Origin of the sequence: Bradyrhizobium sp. LA6.8, assembly GCF_040547935.1 — a bacterium.
In the GTDB taxonomy this organism is placed as follows: domain Bacteria; phylum Pseudomonadota; class Alphaproteobacteria; order Rhizobiales; family Xanthobacteraceae; genus Bradyrhizobium; species Bradyrhizobium barranii.
In genome coordinates, this window is record NZ_JBEPQQ010000005.1 from 422020 (window position 1) to 435237 (window position 13218).

Sequence of the window (13218 nt, forward strand, 5' to 3'; positions counted from 1 at the left end):
TCGGGCGCCGGTTAACGCAGGACAATTGCAGGCAGGAAATGTCGTAGTCGCGCTTGGCCCGTGGTCACCCGAGCTCTTGAAGCGGTTCGGATATCGTTTGTCCATGCTACGAAAGCGCGGCTATCACAGGTATTTCACAACCGAAGGCACACTCAATCTTCCTTTGGCTGACGTGGCGAGCGCTGCCTTGATGGCTCCAATGAAGGCGGGTCTCCGGATTGCCACTGGAGCCGAGTTTGTTGAATTCGGCTCATGTGCGACACCCGTCCAGCTTCAGCGTGCTGAATCAGGTGCACGCGAAATTCTGCCATTGGGACAGCCCATCGAGCATGAACCCTGGCATGGATACCGGCCTTGCGCCTTCCGGACATGCTGCCAGTGGTCGGACGGGCTCCCCCGGCATCGGGGGATGTGGTTTAACATCGGTCACGGCCACCAGGGGTTTACGCTGGGGCTGACAACCGCAGAACTCCTGGCTGAGCTCTTCGCCGGAACACCACGAGACGTGGATCTATTGGAAAAACTCTCCCCGAGGAGGTTGCCTGGAATATGAGCTGGCCTTTCTTTGCCGGGGCAGACCTGTTCACGCCACCGCCTGGGCAATGAAGTTGCGGACGATCTTCGAGGTCTCGCCACGCCGGAACGCCAGAGCCAAGCGCACGATTGGAGCGTCACCTTTGACCTCACGATAGGTGACGCCGGTTACATGAAGCTGGCGCATTGACGCCGGCACGAGCGAAAAGCCAAGCTCAGCTGCCACCAGGCTGACGACAGAGCTGATCTGCGGCGCGGACTGCCCGAGGGTCGGCTCGAAGCCCGCCCGCCGACAGGCCGCGATGACTGTGTCAACCCAGGCCGATCCGGGCGGCGTCAGAATGAGCGGATCCCCCTTCAGCCTGATAAGATCGATTTCAGTCGACTTCGCCACCGGATGGCTTGCGGGCAATACGACGAGCATCGGCTCGTTGGAGAGACGCCGAAACTGCAGATCGTCCTCGCCCTCATCGGGGCGCAGGAACACCGCGTCCAGCTCTCCTTCCCGAAGGCCCGCAAGGAGGCGGGATGTGCTTGCTTCCTCCAGCGTCAGATCCACATCGGGATAAGCTCGGCGAAACGATCGGATTGTCGAGGTAACAACGGGATTAAATGGTGCCGAGTTGGTAAAGCCGACCCGCAGCGAACCGATTTGACCCCGCGCAGCCCTCTGCGCGGCGCGAATGGAGCGCTCCGCCTGCACCGGAATGACCCGCACGTTTTCCAGAAACGCGCGCCCTGCCTCTGTCAGTTCAGCACCCTGCGGAATGCGATGGAAGAGCGCAGCCCCTACTTCGGCCTCAAGATCCTTGATCTGCTGGCTCAACGGCGGCTGCCCGATTCCAACGCGCGCAGCGGCGCGTGTGAAGTTTTGCTCCTCGGCGACCGCGAGGAAATAACGGATGTGGCGAAGTTCCATGTCAGTGCCAAAAGCTATCGAGATCGTTCCTCTTATATATTTGACTGCACGACGACTGAAATCAAATATCCCTCATCCGGAGCCCGATTGACCGGGACGATCGAAATTGGATCAGAGCGTAAATGTCAGCCCTGAAAGGCAAGTCCATCCCTGAGCCGGCGGCCAGGAACAAAGAGCCAGGTCTTCCGGTTGCTGCACCTCCGCTTTCCGCGACAGCCGAGCTCGATCGATCGCCCGTCTTGTCGCGGCGCCAGCGCGCTTTGCTGTTCCTCCTTGCCATTGCAGCGGCTGTTCTGGCCTGGTGGATATCCAGCTATCTGTTCGCCTATACGGACGACGCATACGTCACGTCCGATGTGCTGTCGATCACGCCGGAAGTTACGGGTCCGATCGCAGCGGTTCTTGTGAAAGACAACGAATGGGTGAAGCGGGGAACGCTCCTCTTTACCATCGATCCGGTTCCGTTCAGATTAGCTGTAGAGCAAGCGCGCGCGGAGGAGGCGCGAACTGAAGCTCAGCTGCCGGTCGACCGGGCGCAGTTGCAGGTTCTGCAGGCGCAGAAGGAAGCGGCGGGTGCTGCCGAGAGGCTCGCCGCGGCAAACCTGCGGCGTGACACGCCGCTTGCCCGGTCTGGTACGATCTCCGCGCAGGCCCTCGACACGACTCGTACTACCGAGGAGCAAAGCGCGGCCCAGCAACATGCCGCCGAAGCCGCCTTGCAGAAGGAGAACGAGACTCTCAGCCTGGATAAGGCTGCCGTCTCATCAGCCCACGCTGCCCGTCTTCTCGCCGAATGGCGCTTGGGCTGCACCAAAGTCGTGGCGCCCGTTGATGGTTTCGTGACGCATCTTGCCATTCAAACTGGCGACATGGTTTCCACGAGCCAGGCAGCGGTTGCGATCGTCGATGGAAACGCCTGGCGCGTCGTTGCCAATTACAAGGAATATTATCTACGACACCTCCATCCCGGCGGCCTCGCCTGGATCTGGCTCGACAGCCATCCCTGGCATCTTTATCGCGCGCGCATCCAAGGTCTGGCGCACGGCATTAGTCGCCAGCAAGGAAGCGAGACACTTGTCCCTTACGTATCTCCAACGGTGAACTGGATTCGCCTGCAACGACGGATTCCAGTTCGATTCACGCTGCTCGAATCTCCTGGGAGCGACCAACTTTTCATGGGTGTCGACGCCCGCGTCCTGGTCATCTACTGATTGGGAGAATCCTGACGATGCCGCTCCTGATATCGGCACTGCGACCCATACCGCAAGCTCTGGTGCGTGAGCTCAAATCGCTCGAGCTTCGCGGCCCGCGCGCCAGAGAGGCAGCAAAACGTGTGCTGTCGGTGTTGGTCGCTGTCGCAACGTCATCCGTTCTCAACCTTGATGATCTCTCCTGGGCGGCGTTCAGCGGCTACATGGTGATGCGTGGCAGCATCGTCGAGACGTTCCGGCGGGGACTCATGCGCATCATTGGCACTGCTGGTGGAGCACTGCTCGGACTTTTGGTGGCGCCCGGAACTGCGAATGACCCTTTGCTCTTGATGGTTTTCCTCCTCCTTGTGTCATGGATCGGTACCTTTCAGTCGCTTGCGACCAACTACAGTTACGCGTGGCTGTTCTTTGGCCTTACCGCCGGGATGGTAACCACCGAGGCGCTCGCCTCGCCAGACTTTGTGGTGCATTTCGCAGCCACGCGGGTGGCGGAGATTACGGTCGGAACGTGCACATGCCTTATCGTTGCAAGCCTGTATTCGGATACGTCGGACCGCAGGGAAGAACATGCTCAAGACAGACTCTGGTGCGGACGCCTGCATGATTTGTTGAATGAGAATTGGCTGCGAGGCCATTGGCTGCTGCTCGAGCACAGTACGCGCGCGGCGCTGGCCGTCGCCCTGCTTCCCTTCATCTGGCGGTGGTTCGGCATTGAGGAATTCTCACAAACTGCGGTCACATCGTACGTCATCATGATCGTCCCGTCGGCCGCGGTGGGGAAACGCCGATACGCCACGATCTACGAGAGGATAGCCCACAGGACGCTCGGCTGCCTGCTTGGTAGCGCGGCCGCTCTTGTCTCTATTGGCCTGTTCGGCACAGGACTTCCGGTAACCGTGCTCACGCTCGCAGCCGGCGTCTGGATCGGCTTCCAGATCCAGACAGGAAAGGAGATCAACTATCTCGGAACGCAGTTCACGCTCGGGCTTCTCATCACCCTTGTTCAGGGACCAGCTCCGATCACAGATATTACCCCCGGGCTAGAGCGTCTGGTTGGCATCGTGATCGGCTCCGCCGTGCTGTGTCTGACGACCCTCGTTTGGCCTTTGGTTCAAGACCAGTAGCATCTCGGCGGAGACTAGCTGCTGTCTTACCGATCTCAGCCGGCCATTCGTCGTATGGTCGTCAAGTGGCCGGACATCGCGAATGCGATCGTGGATCACCGCATTTCATATCGAGGCCGGCCACGCCTCGATCGGATTCGGCGCAGCCGCGCCGCAAGACTGCGGAGCTCATGGGGCCTTTGAGGGTTTGGATCTCGATGCCTTCATCTACGCGGGTGCTGATCCCGGACGCGCTGCGACTACACGGGATTGTGCTTCGGACCGGTTGTGCCTGGTCCTCGCCACCGCCGGTACAAGGGACGGGATGAGACTGAGGTCGACGCACTCGTCATCTCCCTCGATCGCAATCAGTGCTCGAGCTGGTGCAGGTCAGCAAGCCGATCAAATAATGCTGCGGCAAATAGGTCTGGAACTGGCGCATCGGGTGATGTCGCCGTGTCGGGGCACCGCGGACTCTCGCGAGTCCGTCAGCTCGGCAGCTTTAGGGGCACGGCCTAGATTGCGCCATCCACGATGACTTCTATGAGCTCCGGTCCGCGTCGTTCGATCGCCGAAGCCAGAATGCTCCGAAATTGATCGCCTTCGCTGACGCGAGTGGCGCGAACACCCAACGACCGGGCGAGACCCGTGAAGTCGACGGATGGCTCGCGGAAATCCATGCCGACAAAATGGTTGGTTCCATGGAACGCCTGCAGGCGCTGCTTGATGATCCGGTATCCTCCATTGTTCAAGAGCACAACGGTGAGTGGCAGGTTGTGGTGCGCGGCCGTCCAGAGCGATTGTATCGAATACATCGCGCTTCCGTCTCCCGAATAGCAGACCACTGGTCTCTCGGGATTTGCGAGACTGGCTCCGACAGAGGCTGGAAGTCCCCATCCGATGCCTCCGGAGGCCATTTGGTGGTAGCCGTATCGGTCGCGGTGACCTTTCAAGGCCGCCATGTAGCGCGACGACGTCAGGCCTTCGTCGACCAGGATCGCGTTCGCGGGGAGGGCATCGACAACCTGAAGTGCCAACCAGTCGGGATCGATCGGAACGGCGTCCTTTCGTCGCGAGATGTCCTGTACAAGCCTGTCGCGGTTCGCCGACCAGTTCACTGACTTCAGGCTTTCGATACGATCTGAAGCAAGCGTGGTCAGAGGCGCCCCTCCCGTTACCTCGATCGCGGGCACAAGAACGCGCAGGGTTTCTCGCACGTCGGCTTTCAGGGCGATCTCGGCTGGGAAGTTCTTCGCAAGATCGTTATCAACCAGGCCAATTTGGATAATCGGCATTCCGCGAGGCAGAGGTTCGTGCGCGCTGTGGACCGACATCCGAACCGGGTCCGAACCGAGCACGATCAGCAGATCATGCGCTCCAAGTATCTTGGTAGTCTGCTGCTGATCGCGCGGCAACGCTCCCATAAAGCAAGGGTGGTCAGAAAGGAAATGGGCGCCATAGGCGATGGTCTGCTGATAGACCGGGCAGCCAAGTCGCGATGCGAACAGGGCGGCTTCGTCGAGAGCATCACTCTTCACGATCTCGTCGCCGACCACGACGACCGGGCGGTGCGCCGATAGTATCCGTTGAACAAGCGCGTCCAGCGCCTCCCTGGAGGGGGCAACCCGTGTATCGACGCGCGTTGACTGACCGGGCTCGATGTGGGTCTCCGCATTGAGGATATCACCAGGTAGCGAAATGAAGACCGGTCCGGTAGGCGGCGTCGTGGCGATCTTGGCTGCGCGGCGCACGATACGCGGAAGATCTTCGAGTCGCGTCACCTCTATTGCCCATTTGACGAGAGGTTCGGCCATCTGGACCAGCGGACCGTAGAGAAGCGGCTCCATGAGCCCATGCCCCTGTTCCTGCTGTCCCGCGGTCAGGATCATTGGCGTACCGGTGAACCTGGCATTGTATAGCGAACCCATGGCGTTGCCGAGGCCGGGGGCGACGTGAACGTTGCAGGCAACCAGTTGCCCCGAGGCCCGGCTAAAACCGTCGGCCATCGCGACGACCAGACTTTCCTGCATCGCCATCACATAGGTCAGCTCCGGATGGTCCTTCAGCGCATGCATGACCGGCAATTCGGTGGTTCCCGGATTGCCGAACAGATGCGTAATTCCTTCATCCTTCAGCAGGGACAGGAAGGCGGAGCGACCGGTCGTGCGATTCATGATCCTGGTTCTTTCTGTTCATGGCCTGCCGCAATGCGTCGTCATCGTCAGAGATCGGTGGGTGGCAGGCGAAAAAAGAGCCCCGGCTTTTTCAAGACGGGGCCCAAGTCTGGGAGGAAAGTTACTTGCCGAGCCAGACTTTTGGGGCCTGCAAGGCGACCTGAGCGGCGCGGGACTCGACCTCCGCCTGGGTGATCGAGCTGACAGGATGATCGATGACAACAGGGATCAGTCCTTGCATACCGAGGGCCGTACGCGTGAGCTCGGTCTCACGTTCGAACTCGGTCGTGATGATGGCGGCCGCCGGAATGCCGAGCTTCTCGAGGGCGACGGAATCCCGGACACAGCAGGAGCAGCAGGAGCCACAGTCACCGATCGCGGTCAGGACGAGATCGTTGTTCGCGGCGATCTCGGCGATCATTTCCGGCGCCGCATCCTTCGAGAAGCTGTGCTTCACGTAGTAGTTCACCTTGGCGAAATTCACGCTCTTCTCGAGGGCGGCGGTTGACGTGCGCAGGATCTTGTTCGCGTTCCACTTTGAATTGTCCAGAATCGCAAGCCGGAGACCGTCAAGCTTCTTCGCCCGGGCGGCGATCGGCGTATTCGCGGACTCCACGATGCCGCGAGGATCGAACACGCGAACCGAATTGGCGTCTGTTACCTTCATCAACATTTCAATTTCCTCCTTCTCGTTTTACAGCGCGCACACGCCGTCGGTGCAGCCGTCGTCTACCGGACCCGACGCGGGATTGATGGGCTTGAGGACCGGCGTGCTCATGTGGCCCCAGCCGGGAATGAATGCAGAGAAACGACCGGCGTGCCCACCCATGATGAACAGGTGGATGTTGTCGGCCGAAGGGACGATCGGGATGCGGCTGTCGGGATCCCGCTTCAGCCACCTGGGCAGGTTGCGGTTGTAGACCTGGCCGTAGCGATGATCGCGGGAGATTGCCCTGAAGGCGTTGCCAGAGTTCATCCAGAGATAATGGCGGATGTCAGAGCGGGTCCAGCCCGCCTTGGCGATCGTCCTGGCATGCTCGAGACCCAGTACGACTGTGCAGTGTCCACCCAGAACCGCGGAGTTGGAGGCGATCGTGCTCATCGCCGAGCACATCGTATCCAGAATGCCCTCCGGGTCGTTGCATTGGTGGTCGGTGACGCTGTGTGGCGCTTCGGCCGCGATCGCGAATACGGTCGAATCCGTGGGGCTGAACCCATGCTCGACGTGATACGGCGCGAATGGGCTGTCGGTCTCGTTCTCCGCAACGCAGTAACTATACTTGCCCGGATGGCCGAGCGTGCTCTTGTCGAAATCCGGCGGCCAGCCGCCGCCGACGTTCAGCATGATCAGGCGGACGGCCCGGCCCATCGTCGCATTGGCGCGATTGCCGGATCCGAAGACATTGGGACCGCCGTTCATCCCGACCTCGGCCGCGAGCGGTCCGTTGACGACGATGAGCGGCGACGCGACGTGGGTGGTCGCCTGGACGCCGTTCAGGTTGAAAGCACGGTCGGTGAGCGCCAGCATGGCAGCGCGGACAATGGAAGCATATTCGGGACGGCAACCCGCCATCACCATGTTGATCGCGAGGATCTCCCGTGTGAGAGCACCCCAGCGCGGCGCGACCTTGCATTCGACAAATTGGGGATCGCCGCCCAGGGCGGCTACGACCGCATCGATCTTGTCCTGGGTGGGAGGAACGACGGGAAGGCCATCAGACCAGCCGCGTTCGAAGTAAAGCTCGATGAGATCAGTGCTGGTCGGGACGGTCTCGACGGCAGCGGATGCGCTGCCCTGTTCCACTGTCTGAAGTGCCATTTTCTCGCTCCGGCTGTTTCAACCCGGAGCTCACCCTAGGCTCAATCCATTCTATGCCAAGAAAATCCTGATAGCCATGATTGATACGAGATCGGTATAAATGAGCGCTACGGCTTGTTCCAGGACGACCGCAGGAGTGACATCAATCCGGCCGCAGCGGGAGACAGTTCCCTTTCCCTGAGGGTTATGACCCCAAGGTCGCGTGCGAGAGGCCGTCCTCGAACGGGCACGGCGCTCAGCTCCTTTCCGAGAAAGCTTGCAACTCCGCTCTTCGGAGCAATGGCAAGCCCGATCCCCGCTCTCACGAAGCCAAGCATCGTGGCGAACTGGGATACCGTGACGACGTGGTTCAAGGTTAGTCCGATCGACGAAGCCGCGCTGTCGATGACACGCCTCGTTCTGGAATCGCTCGGAAGCGAGACCAGGGGCGCACCTTTCAAGTCGGACAGAGCAAGGCTCTTCTTCTTCGCCAGTTCGTGATGGCGCGGAAGTACGACCGTGAACTCCTCCTTGCCGAGCGGGACTGACATGAATGGATCCGGAAGATCATCGAGATAAGTGATGCCGAAGTCCGCGGCACCGCTGCGCACGTCTTCCATGACCGCGCCATGAACACCATCCCGGACATGCAGTTCGATACCTGGATGGTCGAGACGATATGCTGAAACGAGTCCCGGCAGCTTTCCGTTCGCGACCGACATGATGCTTGAGATGATGACCTGACCTCTCCTCTGGTCGGACAGCTCACGCATGCTGCGGATGGTGATCTTCAAATCGTTCAGCATACGTGCCGCGACGCCGACAAACTCCTTGCCCGCGGCAGTAATCTGCACCGAGCGAGTGCTGCGATCGAACAGCTTGAGTCCGAGCACTTCCTCTACGTGCTTGACCGTGCGCGTGACGGCGGGCTGGGAGGTCTTCAACAGCGCAGCCGCAGCAATGAAGCTGCCATATTCGGCAAGCGCCAAAACCGTCTCAAGTTGACGCGAGGTGAGATCGGGGAGGCCGGAGCTGCTCATTTGATTTATGCCTGTTTTGCAATTATCGATGGTATCAGAATTTCATTGATATAACCACCCATTCGTTGGACCGTCGTCGCACCAGCAGCTTGGAGCGATAGATGGGTCAATTGGAACGAGCACCGCGTCCAAGCACGTCCTATCCCCAATTTCGATGGGACGATGCTTTCCTGCTTGAGCAGCAGCTCACGGAAGCCGAGCGGATGATCCGGGATACGGCGCGCGCCTATGCCCAGGAAAAGTTGTTGCCGCGCGCAACCGAGGCCTACCTCAATGAAGAGACGGACCGCGAGATCTTTCGCGAGATGGGTGAACTCGGCCTGATCGGCGTCACCTTCCCGGAGGAGTACGGCTGCGCAGATGCGGGCTACGTGTCGTATGGCTTGGTGGCGCGCGAGATCGAGCGGGTGGACTCAGGCTATCGCTCGATGAACAGCGTCCAGTCCTCACTCGTGATGTACCCGATCTATGCGTACGGCGATGATGCGCAACGGAAGAAGTTCCTGCCGAAACTTGCCTCGGGCGAGTGGGTCGGCTGCTTCGGGCTGACGGAACCTGACGCGGGATCCGATCCGGGCGGGATGAAGACGCGTGCCGAAAAAGTCTCGGATGGCTACCGGCTGATCGGCTCGAAAATGTGGATCTCGAACTCTCCCATCGCGGATGTCTTCGTCGTCTGGGCGAAGTCGGCGGCTCACGACAATCAGATTCGCGGGTTTATCCTCGAGAAGGGGACGGCGGGCCTTTCAGCACCGAAGATCAAGGGCAAGCTCTCGCTTCGTGCCTCGATTACAGGCGAGATCGTCATGGACGGCGTGGTGGTTCCTGAATGCGCGCTTTTGCCCAACGTCTCCGGTCTCAAGGGGCCTTTCGGCTGTCTCAACCGGGCGCGCTACGGCATCTCGTGGGGCGCGATGGGGGCTGCGGAAGACTGCTTTCATCGTGCGAGGCAATACGTCCTTGACCGCAAACAGTTCGGCCGGCCGCTCGCGGCCACTCAACTGGTGCAGAAGAAACTCGCCGATATGCAAACTGAAATTGCGTTAGGTTTGCAGGCGTCCTTGCAGGTGGGGCGCCTGATGGATTCGGGCCAGATGGCCCCGGAGATGATCTCCATTGTCAAACGCAACAATTGCGGCAAGGCACTCGACATTGCGCGCGTTGCCCGCGACATGCACGGTGGCAACGGGATCTCCAGCGAATTCCAGGTCATGCGTCACGCCCAGAATCTGGAGACGGTGAACACCTACGAAGGCACCCACGACGTGCATGCGCTCATTCTGGGGCGCGCTATCACCGGCATCCAGGCATTTTCGTGAGGCGACCATGAAACCGTGCCTGAGCGGGTTGCGTGTTCTCGATCTGAGCCGAATTCTCGCCGGTCCATGGGCAACCCAGCTGCTCGCTGATCTCGGCGCGGAGGTCATCAAGATCGAACGACCGGGCGAGGGGGACGATACTCGCGGCTGGGGGCCGCCTTTCGTCACGGGGGACGGCGAGGATGATCATTTCAGTGCCTATTATCTCGCGGCAAATCGGGGCAAGAAGTCGGTCTGCATCGACTTCAGCAAACCGGAAGGACGCCAGATCGTCTGCACGCTGGCGCGATCTTGCGATGTGGTGGTCGAAAACTTCAAGGTCGGTGGCCTGAAGCGGCTCGGACTTGATTACGAAGCCCTCTCACAGATCAATCCGAAACTGATCTATTGTTCAATCTCCGGCTTCGGGCAGACGGGCCCGTACAAGGACAAGCCCGGCTACGATTTGCTGGTGCAGGCCATGGGCGGGCTCATGAGCATCACCGGCGCGGCCGACGGTGAGCCAATGAAGGTCGGGGTCGCCGTCGCAGACATCTTCACGGGGCTGTATGCGACGGTTGCGATCCTTGCGGCCCTTAACGAGCGCCGGACCAGCGACGTAGGTCAGCATATTGATCTTGCGCTTCTCGACGTCCAGATCGCGACACTCGCCAATCAGGGAATGAACTTCCTGGCTTCCGGCAAGGCGCCGGCGCGGCACGGCAACGCTCATCCAAACATCGTGCCGTATCAGGCTTTCGCCACATCCGACGGCCACATCGTTGTCGCAGTCGGCAACGACGCACAGTTCGCACGCCTTGTGACAATTCTCGGTGTCCCCGAACTCTCCAGGGATCCGCGTTTCCAAAGAAACGCGGATCGGGTGAGAAATCGCAAAGAGCTGATCGCGATCGTGGCCGGCAAGATTCGGTCGTGGGCGAAGATGGAGCTTCTCCAGGCTCTCGATGACGAGAAGATCCCGGCCGGGCCGATCAACGAAATGCACGAAGTGTTTTCTGACCCGCACGTCGTGGCGCGGGGCCTCGTCGTGGAACAGAGCCTGTTCGCCGGAGGGCCGTCGACGAGAATGATCGGCAATCCGATCCGGTTCTCGCGGACCCCGATCGAGTACGGCCAGGCGCCGCCGCGACTCGGATCTCACACCACCGAAGTCGTACAGGGCGATCTCGCGATGCCGGAGTCCGAACTCAACCGGTTGGTGGAGCAGGGGATCATCTCAAGCAGCAACGCCTGAACCCGCCAGAGAAGCGGAAGCGTAGAACAAATAGAAGTGAGGAGAAATGACAAGGATCGAGATTTCGCGTCGCAAGGCGCTCGGCGCTATAGCCGGCGTGTTGGCGCTACCGGCCCTCGCAAGAGCCCAGTCGGCCGCCGAAGTTCGCGCCATTATCCAGTATGGCGTCTCGTATCTCCCGTTGATGTTGATCGAAGAGGAGAAGCTTCTCGGTGCGGCACTCGCCGAGTTGGGAGAGCCGCGTGCCGAGTTGAAGCTCCAGAGGGTTAGCGGCTCGACGGCCGTCAACGAGGGACTCCTCGCCGGGACAGCGGACGTGGGCGTGATGGGAGTCCCATCGCTGCTGATCATCGCAGAGAAGACACGTGGTGGCGTCAAGGGACTGGCCAGTTGCTCGTCGTTCCCCATGGTGCTCAACACGGTCGTCGACCGGATAAAGACGATTGCGGACTTCTCCCCGCAAGACCGCATTGCAACGCCGGCCAACACCTCGCCCCAGAATCTCTGCCTTCGCATGGCCGCGGAGAAGTTTTTGGGCGATCCGAAGAAGCTGGACACCAATGTTGTGGCGCTGCCGCATCCGGATGCGATGTCCGCCATGCTGGCGGGCACCGAAGTGTCGGCCCACTTCACCAACGCGCCGTTTGCCCAGTTTGAAGCTGACGACAAGCGGGTGCACAGGGTGTTGAGCTCCGAGGATATCCTCGGCAAGTCATCGACCTTCGTTCTGCTCGCGGCGAACGCACGCTTCGTCGACAGGAATCCGAAGGTCTCATTGGCGATGGTGACCGCCATGGACGCCGCGATGAACCGGATCAAGGAAGATCCCGCCAGGGCGGCGGCGCTTTATCTCAGGCTCGAGCCATCGAAATCCATGAACGTGGAGTACGTCGAACGCATCCTGCGGGATCCCGAGAATGTGTTCAGCGTGTCGCCCGGCGGCGTCATGACGTACGCGGATTTCATGCAGAGAACCGGCCAGATCAAGTCAAGGCCGGCCAAATGGCAGGACATTTTCTTTCCGTTCATCCAGGAAAGACAGGGAAGCTGACGATGAACATGATCAATCAGCCCCAGATCAAGCAGGCGTACGGCGCGAGCGACGCGAAACCCGTATTGAGCCTGAAGAACGTGACGCTGCGCTATCGGACGGACGCGAGCATCGTCACGGCGGCCTATGATGTGAGCTTCGACGTATATCGGGGCGACAGGTTCATCCTGCTGGGCGCCTCCGGTTGCGGCAAGTCTTCGTTGCTCAAAGCGGTCGGCGGCTTTCTCGCTCCCGCGGCCGGAGAGATCAAGCTCGATGGTCGCGTCGTCGATGCGCCGGGCCCGGACAGAATGATGGTCTTCCAGGAGTTTGACCAATTGCTGCCGTGGAAGACGATCCTCGAGAACGTCGCTTACCCCATGCAGAAGTCCAGGAAATGGCCTTCCGCCGAAATTCTGGACCGGGCGCGGCTCTTTACCGCCAAGGTCGGTCTGGAAAAATTTGGAAACGCATATCCGCACACGCTTTCCGGAGGCATGAAGCAGCGGGTCGCGATCGCGCGGGCGATGGCGATGGAGCCGAAGATCCTTCTGATGGACGAGCCGTTCGCCGCACTCGACGCCTTGACCAGACGAAAGATGCAGGACGACCTTCTCGAACTCTGGAGCGGAACGCATTCGACTATTCTGTTCGTCACGCACTCCATCGAAGAGGCCGTGATCGTCGGGTCGCGCATTCTGGTGCTGACCCCGCATCCGGGCCAGGTTCGCGCCGAAATCAATGCGCATCAATTCGCCTTCGCCGATCTCGGAAACGCGGATTTCGGAAGCCTTTGTTCCCGCATCCATCACATGCTCTTCACGCCCTGTCCGCGGCATCCGAAAGGACGGTAAAC

12 protein-coding genes are annotated in these 13218 nt (G+C 60.3%); 7 read left to right on the forward strand and 5 right to left on the reverse strand.

What is annotated here, in order from left to right; translation table 11 throughout:
• Positions 1 to 25: 25 nt before the first annotated feature.
• Positions 26 to 553, forward strand: coding sequence for an NAD(P)/FAD-dependent oxidoreductase (locus tag ABIA90_RS25705; protein ID WP_354119691.1), 528 nt, complete (start codon positions 26 to 28; stop codon positions 551 to 553).
• Between the two features lie 30 nt (positions 554 to 583).
• On the opposite strand, the gene ABIA90_RS25710 is transcribed toward ABIA90_RS25705, so the two are convergent.
• Complete coding sequence (locus tag ABIA90_RS25710) at positions 584 to 1453, reverse strand: LysR family transcriptional regulator (RefSeq protein WP_354119690.1); 870 nt, start codon at positions 1451 to 1453, stop codon at positions 584 to 586.
• Positions 1454 to 1575: 122 nt separating this feature from the next.
• On the opposite strand from ABIA90_RS25710, the gene ABIA90_RS25715 reads away from it, so the two are divergent.
• Both ABIA90_RS25715 and ABIA90_RS25720 read left to right on the forward strand, forming a co-directional pair.
• Positions 1576 to 2664: an HlyD family secretion protein gene (locus ABIA90_RS25715; protein ID WP_354119689.1), complete on the forward strand. Its 1089-nt coding sequence runs from the start codon at positions 1576 to 1578 to the stop codon at positions 2662 to 2664.
• A gap of 17 nt (positions 2665 to 2681) precedes the next feature.
• The gene (locus ABIA90_RS25720; RefSeq protein WP_354119688.1) at positions 2682 to 3788 is read left to right on the forward strand and encodes an FUSC family protein; all 1107 of its coding nucleotides are present in this window, start codon (positions 2682 to 2684) and stop codon (positions 3786 to 3788) included.
• Between the two features lie 494 nt (positions 3789 to 4282).
• Here the strand turns inward: ABIA90_RS25720 and ABIA90_RS25725 are convergent, their stop codons facing one another.
• The 4 genes from ABIA90_RS25725 to ABIA90_RS25740 form a co-directional block, all read right to left on the reverse strand.
• Complete coding sequence (locus ABIA90_RS25725) at positions 4283 to 5944, reverse strand: thiamine pyrophosphate-binding protein (RefSeq protein WP_354119944.1); 1662 nt, start codon at positions 5942 to 5944, stop codon at positions 4283 to 4285.
• A gap of 118 nt (positions 5945 to 6062) precedes the next feature.
• Complete coding sequence (locus ABIA90_RS25730; protein ID WP_354119687.1) at positions 6063 to 6614, reverse strand: UGSC family (seleno)protein; 552 nt, start codon at positions 6612 to 6614, stop codon at positions 6063 to 6065.
• A gap of 21 nt (positions 6615 to 6635) precedes the next feature.
• Positions 6636 to 7760: a hypothetical protein gene (locus ABIA90_RS25735; RefSeq protein ID WP_354122480.1), complete on the reverse strand. Its 1125-nt coding sequence runs from the start codon at positions 7758 to 7760 to the stop codon at positions 6636 to 6638.
• A gap of 107 nt (positions 7761 to 7867) precedes the next feature.
• Positions 7868 to 8779, reverse strand: coding sequence for a LysR family transcriptional regulator (locus ABIA90_RS25740; protein WP_354119685.1), 912 nt, complete (start codon positions 8777 to 8779; stop codon positions 7868 to 7870).
• A gap of 101 nt (positions 8780 to 8880) precedes the next feature.
• On the opposite strand from ABIA90_RS25740, the gene ABIA90_RS25745 reads away from it, so the two are divergent.
• From ABIA90_RS25745 to ABIA90_RS25760, 4 genes are all read left to right on the forward strand, one after another.
• Entirely contained in the window at positions 8881 to 10098 is a 1218-nt protein-coding gene (locus ABIA90_RS25745; RefSeq protein WP_354119684.1) for an acyl-CoA dehydrogenase, read from the forward strand.
• Between the two features lie 7 nt (positions 10099 to 10105).
• Positions 10106 to 11332, forward strand: a complete 1227-nt coding sequence (locus ABIA90_RS25750) for a CaiB/BaiF CoA transferase family protein (protein WP_354122481.1) — start codon at positions 10106 to 10108, stop codon at positions 11330 to 11332.
• Between the two features lie 184 nt (positions 11333 to 11516).
• On the forward strand, positions 11517 to 12383 hold the full coding sequence (locus ABIA90_RS25755; RefSeq protein WP_354122482.1) for an ABC transporter substrate-binding protein: 867 nt from the start codon (positions 11517 to 11519) through the stop codon (positions 12381 to 12383).
• Between the two features lie 8 nt (positions 12384 to 12391).
• Positions 12392 to 13216 carry an ABC transporter ATP-binding protein gene (locus ABIA90_RS25760; protein WP_479711474.1) on the forward strand — a complete coding sequence of 275 codons (825 nt, stop codon included), beginning with the start codon at positions 12392 to 12394 and terminating at the stop codon, positions 13214 to 13216.
• The last annotated feature ends 2 nt before the right edge of the window (positions 13217 to 13218 follow it).